Annotated in this window: 12 protein-coding genes and 2 tRNA genes; 7 read left to right on the forward strand and 7 right to left on the reverse strand. The window is 69.1% G+C overall.

All coding sequences use genetic code 11. From position 1 onward, the window contains the following. Positions 1–4 precede the first annotated feature (4 nt). Together OG381_RS23125 and OG381_RS23130 are read left to right on the forward strand one after the other, a co-directional pair. Entirely contained in the window at positions 5–1102 is a 1098-nt protein-coding gene (locus OG381_RS23125) for a Leu/Phe/Val dehydrogenase (RefSeq protein WP_327717982.1), read from the forward strand. 296 nt (positions 1103–1398) lie between these two features. Next, positions 1399–1653, forward strand: a complete 255-nt coding sequence (locus OG381_RS23130) for a DUF3073 domain-containing protein (protein ID WP_266890415.1) — start codon at positions 1399–1401, stop codon at positions 1651–1653. 99 nt (positions 1654–1752) lie between these two features. Here OG381_RS23130 and purM read toward each other — a convergent pair whose 3' ends face one another. The 7 genes from purM to purS form a co-directional block, all read right to left on the reverse strand. Further along, positions 1753–2820, reverse strand: coding sequence for a phosphoribosylformylglycinamidine cyclo-ligase (gene purM / locus OG381_RS23135; protein ID WP_327717983.1), 1068 nt, complete (start codon positions 2818–2820; stop codon positions 1753–1755). 33 nt (positions 2821–2853) lie between these two features. Next, on the reverse strand, positions 2854–4383 hold the full coding sequence (gene purF / locus OG381_RS23140) for an amidophosphoribosyltransferase (protein WP_307028791.1): 1530 nt from the start codon (positions 4381–4383) through the stop codon (positions 2854–2856). Between the two features lie 160 nt (positions 4384–4543). Then, positions 4544–4996: an META domain-containing protein gene (locus tag OG381_RS23145; protein ID WP_327717984.1), complete on the reverse strand. Its 453-nt coding sequence runs from the start codon at positions 4994–4996 to the stop codon at positions 4544–4546. Positions 4997–5045: 49 nt separating this feature from the next. After that, positions 5046–5843 (reverse strand): maleylpyruvate isomerase family mycothiol-dependent enzyme, encoded by a 798-nt coding sequence (locus OG381_RS23150; protein WP_327717985.1) that lies wholly within the window; start codon positions 5841–5843, stop codon positions 5046–5048. A 309-nt stretch (positions 5844–6152) separates the two neighbouring features. Next, on the reverse strand, positions 6153–8411 hold the full coding sequence (purL, locus tag OG381_RS23155; protein ID WP_327717986.1) for a phosphoribosylformylglycinamidine synthase subunit PurL: 2259 nt from the start codon (positions 8409–8411) through the stop codon (positions 6153–6155). Further along, positions 8408–9088, reverse strand: a complete 681-nt coding sequence (gene purQ / locus OG381_RS23160) for a phosphoribosylformylglycinamidine synthase subunit PurQ (protein ID WP_266890397.1) — start codon at positions 9086–9088, stop codon at positions 8408–8410. Before purQ ends, purL begins: the two co-directional genes overlap by 4 nt. Then, on the reverse strand, positions 9085–9348 hold the full coding sequence (gene purS, locus OG381_RS23165) for a phosphoribosylformylglycinamidine synthase subunit PurS (RefSeq protein WP_015659417.1): 264 nt from the start codon (positions 9346–9348) through the stop codon (positions 9085–9087). Before purS ends, purQ begins: the two co-directional genes overlap by 4 nt. Before the next feature lie 305 nt (positions 9349–9653). Here purS and OG381_RS23170 point away from each other — a divergent pair, with 305 nt between their 5' ends. The 5 genes from OG381_RS23170 (at position 9654) to OG381_RS23190 (ending at position 12167) form a co-directional block, all read left to right on the forward strand. After that, positions 9654–9971 carry a histone-like nucleoid-structuring protein Lsr2 gene (locus tag OG381_RS23170; protein ID WP_327717987.1) on the forward strand — a complete coding sequence of 106 codons (318 nt, stop codon included), beginning with the start codon at positions 9654–9656 and terminating at the stop codon, positions 9969–9971. A gap of 134 nt (positions 9972–10105) precedes the next feature. Then, positions 10106–10177, forward strand: a tRNA-Gly gene (locus tag OG381_RS23175). A 79-nt stretch (positions 10178–10256) separates the two neighbouring features. Beyond that, positions 10257–10329: transfer RNA gene (locus OG381_RS23180), tRNA-Gly, on the forward strand. A 129-nt stretch (positions 10330–10458) separates the two neighbouring features. Beyond that, on the forward strand, positions 10459–11394 hold the full coding sequence (locus OG381_RS23185) for an ABC transporter ATP-binding protein (protein WP_327717988.1): 936 nt from the start codon (positions 10459–10461) through the stop codon (positions 11392–11394). Next, on the forward strand, positions 11391–12167 hold the full coding sequence (locus OG381_RS23190; protein ID WP_327717989.1) for an ABC transporter permease: 777 nt from the start codon (positions 11391–11393) through the stop codon (positions 12165–12167). The genes OG381_RS23185 and OG381_RS23190 overlap by 4 nt, the downstream gene beginning before the upstream one ends. Positions 12168–12178: the final 11 nt, after the last annotated feature.

A 12178-nucleotide genomic window follows, 5' to 3' on the forward strand; every position in this document is an offset into this window, starting at 1 on the left:
CACAGTGACCGACGTATCAGCCGGCGTCCTGCACACCCTGTTCCACTCGGACCAGGGCGGTCATGAGCAAGTCGTGCTCTGCCAGGACCGTGCCAGCGGCCTCAAGGCCGTCATCGCCATCCACTCCACCGCGCTGGGCCCCGCGCTCGGCGGCACGCGCTTCTACCCGTACGCGACCGAGGAGGAGGCCGTCGCCGACGCCCTGAACCTCGCGCGCGGGATGTCGTACAAGAACGCCATGGCCGGACTGGACCACGGCGGTGGCAAAGCCGTGATCATCGGCGACCCGGACACCGTCAAGACCGAGGAGCTGCTGCTCGCCTACGGCCGGTTCGTGGCCTCGCTCGGCGGGCGCTACGTCACCGCCTGCGACGTCGGTACGTACGTGGCCGACATGGACGTCGTGGCGCGCGAGTGCCGCTGGACGACCGGGCGTTCCCCCGAGAACGGCGGCGCCGGCGACTCCTCCGTGCTGACGTCCTTCGGCGTCTACCAGGGCATGCGCGCCTCCGCCCAGCACCTGTGGGGCAGCCCCTCGCTGGCCGGGCGGAAGGTCGGCATCGCGGGCGTCGGCAAGGTCGGCCACCACCTGGTGGAGCACCTGCGGGCGGAGGGCGCCGAGGTCGTGATCACGGACGTGCGTGAGGAGGCCGTGGGGCGGATCCTCGCCGCGCATCCGACGGGTGTGACGGCCGTCGCCGACACCGCGACCCTGATCCGCGCCGAGGGCCTCGACATCTACGCCCCCTGCGCGCTCGGCGGCGCCCTCAACGACGACACCGTCCCGGCGCTGACCGCCAAGGTGGTCTGCGGCGCCGCCAACAACCAGCTCGCCCACCCGGGCGTGGAGAAGGACCTCGCCGACCGCGGGATCCTCTACGCGCCGGACTACGTGGTGAACGCCGGCGGGGTCATCCAGGTCGCCGACGAACTGCACGGCTTCGACTTCGAGCGGTGCAAGGCGAAGGCGGCGAGGATCTACGACACCACGCTCGCCATATTCGCACGTGCGAAGGCCGACGGAATCCCGCCGGCCGCCGCGGCCGACCGGATCGCCGAGCAGCGGATGCACGAGGCGGCGGCGGCCCGCAGGGCGCGCTGATCGGGCGTCCGCGGCCCCCTGGCCGGTACCCGCCGACGGGCACTTAGAGAGAACTCTCACGTTCGTCGGCGGGTCGGCCGCCAAGAAGTGGTTAAAATCGCGGTTGACCAGCAGGGAAAGGGCACTCTGAGGGTCGAGGGTCCCGGCACGTACTGCGGGCGACGTACCGTACGGGCGTGGGCTCAGGTACCGTGGAAGCCCTACGGACCGGTCTCTCTGCGGAGAGCCCGTTCCAGATCATGAACGCGTGTCAAGACTCTGGGGCCGTCGAGCCCCGTATCCGAGGGGGTCGAGCCATGGGGCGCGGCCGGGCAAAGGCCAAGCAGACGAAGGTCGCCCGCCAGCTGAAGTACAGCAGCGGCGGGACTGACCTCTCGCGTCTGGCCAATGAGCTGGGCGCTTCGACTTCGAACCAACCGCCGAATGGCGAGCCGTTCGAGGACGACGAGGACGAAGACGACCCGTACTCCCAGTACGCGGATCTCTATAACGACGACGATGAGGACGAGGACGACGAGTCCGGTCCCACGTCTCAACGCCGCGGCGCTTGACGCTCCAGCTGCGCTTCACCCGGTCCGATGTGGTCCACACCACCGGACCGGGTTTTGCGCTGCCGTCAGGATCTCCGCGGCGTCACGCTGTCGGGCGCTCTAGATCGAGTAGGTGCTGACCAGCTCGGCGCCCGTGGTGTGGTCGCCGCGCTCCGTGATCTCGCCGGCCACCCAGGCCTCGACCCCGCGGTCGGCCAGGGTCCTCAGCGCCACGTCGGCCGACTCCTCGGGGACGATGGCGATCATGCCGACGCCCATGTTGAGGGTCTTCTCCAGCTCCAGGCGCTCGACCTGACCCGTCCTGCCGACGAGGTCGAAGATCGGGTCCGGGGTCCAGGTGGAGCGGTCGACGATCGCGTGCAGCCCGTCCGGGATCACGCGGGCCAGGTTGGCCGCGAGACCGCCTCCCGTGACGTGGCTGTACGCGTGCACGTCGGTGGTGCGGGTGAGCGCCAGGCAGTCCAGCGAGTAGATCTTGGTGGGCTCCAGGAGCTCCTCGCCGAGAGTGCGGCCGAGCTCCTCGATCCGGGCGTCCAGGGACAGACCCGCCTCGTTCAGCAGGACGTGGCGGACGAGCGAGTACCCGTTCGAGTGAAGACCGGACGACGCCATGGCGATGACCGCGTCACCCGTACGGATACGATCCGGGCCCAGCAGCCGGTCGGCCTCCACGACGCCCGTACCGGCGCCGGCGACGTCGAAGTCGTCCGGACCCAGCAGACCGGGGTGTTCGGCCGTCTCGCCGCCCACCAGGGCGCAGCCGGCGAGGACACAGCCCTCGGCGATGCCCTTGACGATCGCGGCGACCCGCTCGGGGTGGACCTTGCCGACGCAGATGTAGTCGGTCATGAACAGCGGCTCGGCACCGCACACCACGATGTCATCCATGACCATCGCGACCAGGTCGTGGCCGATCGTGTCGTAGACGCCCAGCTGGCGCGCGATGTCGACCTTCGTGCCGACGCCGTCGGTCGCGGAGGCGAGGAGGGGCCGCTCGTAGTTCTTGAGGGCGGAGGCGTCGAAGAGGCCGGCGAAACCGCCGAGGCCGCCGAGGACCTCGGGGCGCTGGGTCTTCTTCACCCACTCCTTCATGAGTTCTACGGCGCGGTCTCCCGCTTCGATGTCGACGCCCGCGGCTGCGTAGCTGGCACCAGTTGTCTCAGACATGACGGTGAGAACTTTCGTGTCGTACTGCAGGTATTACGGGCGACGGATCGCGTCGGCCGCCGCCGTGGCCGCCGGGCCGGCGGCCAGTTCGGTCTCCAGGAGCTGCTTGCCGAGCAGCTCGGGGTCCGGGAGCTCCATCGGGTACTCGCCGTCGAAGCAGGCGCGGCAGAGGTTCGGCTTGGCGATGGTGGTCGCCTCGATCATGCCGTCGAGGGAGATGTACGCCAGGGAGTCGGCGCCCAGCGAGACGCCGATCTCGTCGATGGTCATGCCGTTGGCGATGAGCTCGGCACGGGTCGCGAAATCTATGCCGAAGAAGCAGGGCCACTTCACGGGCGGGGAGGAGATCCGGATGTGGACCTCGGCCGCCCCGGCCTCGCGGAGCATCCGCACCAGGGCCCGCTGGGTGTTGCCGCGCACGATCGAGTCGTCGACGACGACCAGGCGCTTGCCCTTGATGACTTCCTTCAGCGGGTTCAGCTTCAGACGGATGCCGAGCTGTCGGATCGTCTGCGAGGGCTGGATGAACGTACGACCGACGTACGCGTTCTTCACCAGACCCGCGCCGAACGGGATTCCGCTCGCCTCCGCGTAACCGATCGCGGCCGGGGTGCCTGACTCCGGGGTCGCTATGACCAGATCGGCCTCGACCGGGGCTTCCTTCGCCAGCTTGCGGCCCATCTCCACACGGGAGAGGTACACGTTGCGGCCGGCGATGTCGGTGTCGGGTCGGGCCAGGTACACGTACTCGAAGACACAGCCCTTGGGCTTTGCTTCCGCGAAGCGGGAGCTGCGCAGACCGTTCTCGTCGATGGCGATGAACTCGCCCGGCTCGATCTCCCGGACGAAGCTCGCGCCGCAGATGTCGAGGGCGGCGCCCTCGGAGGCGACGACCCAGCCGCGCTCCAGCCGGCCGAGCACCAGCGGGCGGATGCCCTGCGGGTCGCGGGCGGCGTAGAGGGTGTGCTCGTTCATGAAGACGAGGGAGAACGCGCCGCGGACCTGGGGGAGGACCTTCGGGGAGGCTTCCTCGATGGTCAGCGGCTTGCCGTCGTCGTCGACCTGGGCCGCGAGGAGCGCGGTGAGCAGGTCGGTGTCGTTGGTGGCGGCCACCCGGGTCGAGCGGCCGTTGGTGTCCTTGGGGAGGTCGGCGACCATCTCGGCGAGCTGCGCCGTGTTGACCAGGTTGCCGTTGTGGCCGAGCGCGATCGAGCCGTGCGCGGTGGCACGGAACGTCGGCTGGGCGTTCTCCCAGACAGAGGCGCCGGTGGTCGAGTAGCGGGCGTGACCGACCGCGATATGACCCTGGAGCGAACCGAGAGAGGTCTCGTCGAAGACCTGGGAAACGAGCCCCATGTCCTTGAAGACGAGGATCTGGGAGCCGTTGCTGACCGCGATACCCGCGGATTCCTGGCCCCGATGCTGGAGGGCGTAGAGCCCGAAGTAAGTGAGCTTGGCGACCTCTTCACCCGGGGCCCAGACCCCGAAGACGCCGCAAGCGTCCTGGGGGCCTTTCTCGCCGGGGAGCAGATCATGATTGAGTCGACCGTCACCACGTGGCACGTTCCCGAGTGTAGGCGAGGTCGACCACTGGTCCGAATTGGGGATACGTGCCTTTGTTGCACCACCGGGCGGCGACCGCTTTGGCGGTTTTTTCGTTTTGGCTGGTCAGCGCGGTGGATCGACGGCCCTCCGGATATATGAGTGAGGTGTCGCACACCTCTCAGCCGGTGGACTCGGGGGCCTCGGTCAGGCGCACGGTGTCTCCGCCCGCGGTGGTGAGCGTGAGGTGGTCGTCGGTGACGGCGGTCTTCAGGGCGCCGCCGACGAGGGTGTCGGAGAGGGTCCGCTCGAAGGTCATGACCGGCTTCTCGCAGGCCATCCTGGTGGTCGTGGCGTGGCTGAGCCGGATGGTGCCGTCCTCGGCGGTGGTGACCTTGGCGTTGAAGTGGTTGCAGCCGTAGCTGCCGGCGGCCTTGCCGTCCTCCAACTCCACGTTCGCCCCGTCCGGCGCCTTGTGGGTCCTGCCGTCCACGGTGACGCTGTCGACGCTCCAGTGGACGCCGGTGACGGGTTTCTCGGCGCCGACCGAACCGCTGCCCGCCTTGTCGGTGCCGCAGGCCGCGGCGAGCGGGAGCACGGTCAGGACCACGAGGATCAGTCGCTGTTTGTCCATGCCGATGGGACGGGAGGGACGGGGGACCGGTTCCTTGCCGGCGACCGGTTCACCCCATCAGGGGCAGCAACCCGCCGAGATCCGCCCGCTCCCCGCTGGCACTGACCTTCGCGTCCTCGATCGCCTCCGACCACGCCACCCGTCCCGTCGCGAGCCGGATCCAGGTCAGCGGGTCGGTCTCCACGACGTTGGGCGGGGTGCCGCGGGTGTGCCGGAGCCCCTCGACGCACTGCACGACGGCGTACGGCGGGATCCGCACCTCGGTCGAGCCGCCGGGGGCCTTCGCGGCGAGGGCGTCGGCGAGGAGGCGGGTGCAGGCGGCCAGGGCCTGACGGTCGTACGGGATGTCCAGGCCCGGCACCGCGGCGTTCAGGTCGTCGGTGTGGACGACGAGTTCGACGGTGCGGGTGACCAGGTAGTCGGCGAGGGTCATGGCGCCGGTGCGGCTGCCGATGAGGCGGTCGCCGGGGGTCTGCGCGAGCTGGTGCGCGAAGCGGTCCTCGGTGTCGGCGTACAGGGCGTCGAGGTCGGGGTGGGCGGCGGCGAGGTCGCGGGTGCCGTCGTCGATGTCGTCCGCCCGGGGGGCGGTGGTGGAGGGCCACTCCAGGAGGGTCAGTGCGGGCTTCTCCGGCTCGTCGCGCTCCAGGCCGCGGCTGATGGCGTCGACGGCCATCGTGATGTGCGCGGCCAGCTCGCGGACGGTCCAGTCACCGAGGCGGGTGGGGCTCGCGAGCTGTTCCTCGCTCAGCGTGCCGACGGCCTGCCGTACGTGCCCGAACTGGGTGAGCACCGCGGTGCGGATCTTCGCGGGGTCGTAGGTGCGGGCGCGCTTCTTGGCCGGTGGCATGTGATCAAGCCTAGGCGGGGCGGTGGTGCGAGGTGGCGTGCATCGAGGATCTCGCGGTGGTGGGGGTTGCGGGCGTCGTGCGGGCGCGCCCTCGGTTTCCTCGCCCTCGCCGCCCCTACCCGTCCCGTCCTCCAGGGGCGTGCCGCCCCTTCGACCCCGCCCCCAGGGGGCTCCGCCCCCTGGACCCCCATCGGCCCGAAGGGCCTCGTCCTCAAACGCCGGACGGGCTGAGGTGGGCAGAAGTCAACACGAGTGAATGCCCCGGCCGTTGGACGGCCGGGGCCTTCAACTCCGTGTGCACGAAAGGCTTTACGCCAGCAGCGCCGGGATCGTCTCCTCGTGCGCCGTGCGCAGTTCCTCCAGCGACAGCTCGAACTCGCCCTGGAGCTCGATCGTGTCCCCGTCCACGACACCGATGCGGGTGACCGGCAGGCCGCGCGCACCGCACATGTCGTTGAAGCGGAGCTCCTCGGAGCGCGGCACGGCGACGACCGCGCGTCCCGCCGACTCGGAGAAGAGGAGGGTGAAGGCGTCGAGCCCGTCCGGTACGACCAGACGCGCGCCCTTGCCGCCGAGCAGCGCCGACTCCACGACCGCCTGGATCAGGCCGCCGTCGGAGAGGTCGTGCGCGGAGTCGATCATGCCGTCGCGGGAGGCGGAGATCAGGATCTCGGCCAGCAGCCGCTCACGCTCCAGGTCGACCTTCGGGGGAAGGCCGCCGAGGTGGTCGTGGACGACCTGCGACCAGGCCGAACCGCCGAACTCCTCACGCGTCTCGCCGAGGAGGTACAGCAGCTGGCCCTCCTCCTGGAAGGCGACCGGCGTGCGGCGGGCGACGTCGTCGATGACACCCAGGACCGCGACCACGGGGGTCGGGTGGATGGCCACCTCGCCCGTCTGGTTGTAGAGCGAGACATTGCCGCCGGTCACCGGGGTGCCCAACTGCTGGCAGGCGTCGGCCAGTCCACGGATGGCCTCCGCGAACTGCCACATGACGGCCGGGTCCTCGGGCGAGCCGAAGTTCAGGCAGTCCGACACCGCGAGCGGCTTGGCTCCCGTCGTGGCGACGTTGCGGTACGCCTCCGAGAGCGCCAGCTGGGCGCCCGCGTACGGGTCCAGCTTCGCGTAGCGGCCGTTGCCGTCCGTCGCGATGGCGACGCCGAGGCCGGTCTCCTCGTCGATGCGGATCATGCCCGAGTCCTCGGGCTGGGCCAGCACCGTGTTGCCCTGCACGAAGTGGTCGTACTGCGAGGTGATCCACTTCTTGGAGGCCTGGTTGGGGGAGCTCACCAGCTGGAGGACCTGCTGCTTGAGCTCGTCGCTCGAAGCGGGCCGCGGCAGCTTGTTCGCGTCGTCCGCCTGGAGCTCGTCCTGCCAGGACGGGCGCGCGTAGGGGCGCTCGTAGACCGGACCGTCGTGCGCGACCGTGCGCGGGTCGACGTCGACGATCTTGCCGCCGTGCCAGTAGATCTCCAGGCGGTCGCCGTCGGTCACCTCACCGATGACGGTGGCGATGACGTCCCACTTCTCGCAGATCTCCAGGAACCGGTCGACCTTCTCCGGCTCGACGACCGCGCACATGCGTTCCTGCGACTCGCTCATGAGGATTTCCTCGGGCGAGAGCGTGGAGTCACGCAGCGGTACGTCGTCCAGCGTCACGCGCATGCCGCCGGAGCCGTTGGAGGCCAGTTCGGAGGTGGCACAGGACAGACCGGCCGCGCCGAGGTCCTGGATGCCGACGACCAGCTTCTCCTTGAAGGCCTCCAGGGTGCACTCGATGAGGAGCTTCTCCTGGAAGGGGTCGCCGACCTGGACCGCGGGGCGCTTCGAGGGCTTGGCGTCGTCGAAGGTCTCGGAGGCCAGGATCGAGGCGCCGCCGATACCGTCACCGCCGGTCCGGGCCCCGTACAGGATGACCTTGTTGCCCGAGCCGGACGCCTTCGCGAGGTGGATGTCCTCGTGCCGCATGACGCCGATGGCACCGGCGTTGACCAGCGGGTTGCCCTGGTAGCAGGAGTCGAAGACGACCTCGCCGCCGATGTTGGGCAGGCCGAGGCAGTTGCCGTAGCCGCCGATGCCCGCCACGACACCCGGCAGCACGCGCTTGGTGTCGGGGTGGTCGGCCGCGCCGAACCGCAGCGGGTCCACGACCGCGACCGGGCGCGCGCCCATCGCGATGATGTCGCGGACGATGCCGCCGACACCGGTGGCCGCACCCTGGTAGGGCTCGACGTACGACGGGTGGTTGTGCGACTCGACCTTGAAGGTGACCGCGTAGCCCTGGCCGACGTCCACGACGCCCGCGTTCTCGCCGATGCCCACGAGCAGCGCGTCGGACTGGGGGGCCTTCTCGCCGAACTGGCGGAGGTGGACCTTCGAGGACTTGTAGGAGCAGTGCTCGGACCACATGACCGAGTACATGGCGAGCTCGGCACCGGTGGGCCGGCGGCCGAGGATCTCCACGACCCGCTCGTACTCGTCCTTCTTCAGACCGAGTTCGGCCCAGGGCAGCTCGACGTCGGGGGTCGCGGCCGCGTGCTCGACCGTGTCCAGAGGCGTCCGGCTCATGCGTTGACCAGCTTCTTGAGGATCGAGGTGAAGAAGGGGAGGCCGTCGGTGCGGCCGGAGCCGATGAGCGGCTCGACGGCGTGCTCCGGGTGCGGCATGAGGCCTACGACGTTCCCGGCCTCGTTGGTGATGCCGGCGATGTCGCGGAGCGAGCCGTTCGGGTTGAAGTCGACGTACCGGAAGGCGACACGGCCCTCGGCCTCGAGCTTGTCGAGGGTGTACTCGTCGGCGACGTACCGGCCGTCCATGTTCTTCAGCGGGATGTGGATCTCCTGGCCGGACTCGTAGTCGGCGGTCCAGGCGGTCTCCGCGTTCTCCACCCGCAGCTTCTGGTCGCGGCAGATGAAGTGGAGGTGGTCGTTGCCGAGCATCCCGCCCGGGAGGAGGTGGGCCTCGGTGAGGATCTGGAAGCCGTTGCAGATACCGAGGACCGGGAGCCCGGCCTTCGCCTGCTCGATGACCGTCTCCATCACCGGCGAGAAGCGGGAGATGGCGCCGGCCCGCAGATAGTCGCCGTAGGAGAAACCGCCGGGCAGCACCACGGCGTCGACCTGGTGGAGGTCCTTGTCCTTGTGCCAGAGGGCGACCGGTTCGGCACCCGCGAGGCGGATCGCGCGCTGGGTGTCCCGGTCATCGAGACTCCCCGGGAAAGTGACGACGCCAATACGAGCGGTCACTTCGCGGCCTCCGCGACTTCTTCCACCTTCACGGTGAAGTCCTCGATCACGGTGTTGGCGAGGAAGGATTCCGCAAGATCGTGGATGCGGGCGAGCGCGGCCTCGTCGACCGGTCCGTCAACTTCCAGTTCGAATCGCTTTCCCTGACGTACGTCGGAGATGCCTTCGAAACCCAGACGCGGCAGTGCGCGCTGCACCGCCTGGCCCTGGGGGTCGAGGATCTCCGGCTTGAGCATGACGTCGACTACGACGCGTGCCACTGGCACTCCCGGTGTGTGGTGCTGAGCAAGGTTCCTGAAGGTCTCTGTCCAACAGTGTCTTCAGGCAGTGTCTTCAGACTACCCGCACAAAATTTCTACGCGCGTCGACTTGTAGGAAACTACGTGACTGCCGTCACGATCCGGTATCAACGGCTGTGTTCACGAAAATTTCCAGGAAAGATCCCCGATCGACACCCGATACCTATTGCGCTCAGACACGCGGAAGGATTTAGTCGGGCTTCCCATTGCATTGTCGGGCACTGTACAAATGAATTGGCAAGTGCCGTATGAAGGGACCGATATTCGTGGCGCAGAAGGTCGTGGTCACTCTCTCTGACGACATCGACGGCTCGGAAGCGGCGGAAACGATCGCCTTCGGACTTGATGGCAAGTCGTACGAGATCGACCTGAATCAAGCGAATGCCAAGAAACTGCGTAAGGCGCTCGAGCCCTACGTGGACGCTGGCCGCAAGCGGTCGAAGTCCGGCAAGGCCTACCGGCAGACGGAGGTCGCCCCCGACCCGGCGGCCGTCCGCGCCTGGGCGCAGGCGAACAAGATGGACGTCCCCGCGCGCGGCCGTATCCCCAAGAAGGTCTACGAGGCGTTCGCCGCGGCGCAGTGACAGCTCACAGGGCGTCCTCAGGGTCCGTCAGCGGGCCTTGAGGACAACCGACTTGCGTTGCACCCCACCTGGTCGGCTAGAGTCTGGAGCACGCCGAGGGGCGGGGACGGAAAAGCCCAGCCCACGGAGTACATGCGGGTGTAGTTCAGTAGCAGAACATCCCCCTTCCAGGGGGAAGGCGCAGTGTGCAATTCCTGTCACCCGCTCTGCATCACCATCTGACCACTGTTGTGGATCAGGTAGGATGGTGTCCGCGCCGATCGGTGAGAGCCGGTCGGATGCAATGCGAACGTAGCTCAGTTGGTAGAGCGCAACCTTGCCAAGGTTGAGGTCGCGAGTTCGAACCTCGTCGTTCGCTCTTGATGTGAAGGCCCCCCGGCTTCTGTCGGGGGGCCTTTTCGTTGGTTGGCGTACCCCTGACATTTGTCATGCCGAGCGATGACAGCGCGCACTGCTTCCGGGCCCGGGGCGCCGAGATGCTGGGACCATGAACACGAACGTGATTGAGGTCACCGACCTGCGACGCGTCTACGGGGGCGGGTTCGAAGCGGTCCGCGGGATCAGCTTCTCCGTGGCCCGGGGCGAGATCTTCGCCCTGCTCGGCACCAACGGGGCCGGCAAGACATCGACCGTGGAACTCCTGGAGGGGCTCGCCCGGCCGACCGGCGGCCGGGCGCGGGTGCTCGGGCACGATCCCTACGAGGAGCGGGCCGTCGTCAGGCCGCGGACCGGCGTGATGCTCCAGGAGGGCGGGTTTCCGTCCGAGCTCACCGTCGCCGAGACCGCCCGGATGTGGGCGGGGTGCGTGAGCGGGGCGCGGCCCGCGCTGGAGGCGCTGGAGCTCGTCGGGCTCGCGCGGCGGGCCGACGTACGGGTGAAGCAGCTGTCCGGCGGTGAGCGGCGGCGCCTGGACCTGGGGCTCGCGCTGCTCGGGAACCCGGAGGTGCTGTTCCTGGACGAGCCGACGACCGGGCTCGACGCCGAAGGGCGCCGGGACACCTGGGAGCTGGTCCGGGCGCTGCGCGACGGCGGTACGACGGTGCTGCTGACCACGCACTACCTGGAGGAGGCCGAGGGCCTCGCCGACCGGCTCGCCATCCTGCACGAGGGGCGGATCGCGGTCACCGGGACACCGGCCGAGGTGACGGCCGGACAGCCCTCGCGGATCTCCTTCGAACTGCCCGAAGGGTACTTCGTGGGCGATCTGCCGCCGCTCGGAGAGCTGGGGGTGCTGTCCCACGAGATCGACGGCCGGGTCGTACGGCTGCGGACGCGGGAGCTGCAGCGGGCGGCGACGGGGCTGCTGGTGTGGGCTTCGGGGGCGGAGGTCGAGCTGCGGGGGCTCGATGTGCGGTCGGCTTCGCTGGAGGAGGCGTTTCTCGGGATCGCGCAGGGGTTCCAGACGAAGGAGAAGGTGGCATGAGCGGGACGATCACCACCCCGTCGGGCCGGCTGACGGCACTGGCCCGTGCCGAGGCGACACTGCTCGGACGCAGCAGGGGAACGCTCGTAGCGGCTCTGTTCGTACCGCTGGTCCTTCCGTTCAGCGTGTGGTCGGCGACCAAGGACATGGACCTCGAGAAGTCCGGCCTCACCCCCGGCACCGTCGTCCTGCCCGCCGCCATCGGGTTCTCGCTGATCTTCGCGGTGTACGGAGCGCTCGTCGGTGTCTTCACCGCCCGGCGCGAGGAACTCGTCCTCAAGCGGCTGCGCACCGGTGAACTGCGGGACAACGAGATCCTCGCGGGATCCGCCCTCCCGGCCGTTGTCACGGGCCTCGCGCAGTCCGTCCTCCTGGCGGTCGGCTGCACGGTCCTGCTCGACGTCCCCGCGCCCCGCGCGCCCCATCTCGCGGTACTGGCCCTGCTCCTGGGGCTGGTGCTGTGCGCCCTGCTCGCGGCGGTGACCTCGGCGTTCACGCGTACCACCGAGAGCGCCCAGGTCACCACGCTGCCCATGATGTTCGTCTCGATGTTCGGCTCCGGCATGGCCGTCCCGCTGGAGGTCCTGCCCGACCGCATGGCGTCGGTGTGCGAACTGCTCCCGCTGACTCCGGTGATCACGCTGGTGCGCGGCGGCTGGACCGGGGACCTGTCGGCGTACGAGGCGCTCGGTGCCGCGCTGACGGCACTGGCCTGGGCCGCGCTGGGCGTGTTTGCTGTACGACGGTGGTTCCGGTGGGAACCGCGGCGCTGATCACGGGGGCG

The sequence above is a fragment of the Streptomyces sp. NBC_00490 genome (assembly GCF_036013645.1).
GTDB classification, from domain to species: Bacteria; Actinomycetota; Actinomycetes; order Streptomycetales; family Streptomycetaceae; genus Streptomyces; species Streptomyces canus_F.

What these genes read in the sequence shown, in the direction of transcription:
- OG381_RS23185 (WP_327717988.1), top strand. Translation starts at nt 10,459, where the DNA reads ATGAACACGAACGTGATTGAGGTCACCGACCTGCGACGCGTCTACGGG.
- OG381_RS23130 (WP_266890415.1), top strand. Translation starts at nt 1,399, where the DNA reads ATGGGGCGCGGCCGGGCAAAGGCCAAGCAGACGAAGGTCGCCCGCCAG.
- OG381_RS23145 (WP_327717984.1), bottom strand. Translation starts at nt 4,996, where the DNA reads ATGGACAAACAGCGACTGATCCTCGTGGTCCTGACCGTGCTCCCGCTC.
- OG381_RS23190 (WP_327717989.1), top strand. Translation starts at nt 11,391, where the DNA reads ATGAGCGGGACGATCACCACCCCGTCGGGCCGGCTGACGGCACTGGCC.
- OG381_RS23150 (WP_327717985.1), bottom strand. Translation starts at nt 5,843, where the DNA reads ATGCCACCGGCCAAGAAGCGCGCCCGCACCTACGACCCCGCGAAGATC.
- purL (WP_327717986.1), bottom strand. Translation starts at nt 8,411, where the DNA reads ATGAGCCGGACGCCTCTGGACACGGTCGAGCACGCGGCCGCGACCCCC.
- purM (WP_327717983.1), bottom strand. Translation starts at nt 2,820, where the DNA reads ATGTCTGAGACAACTGGTGCCAGCTACGCAGCCGCGGGCGTCGACATC.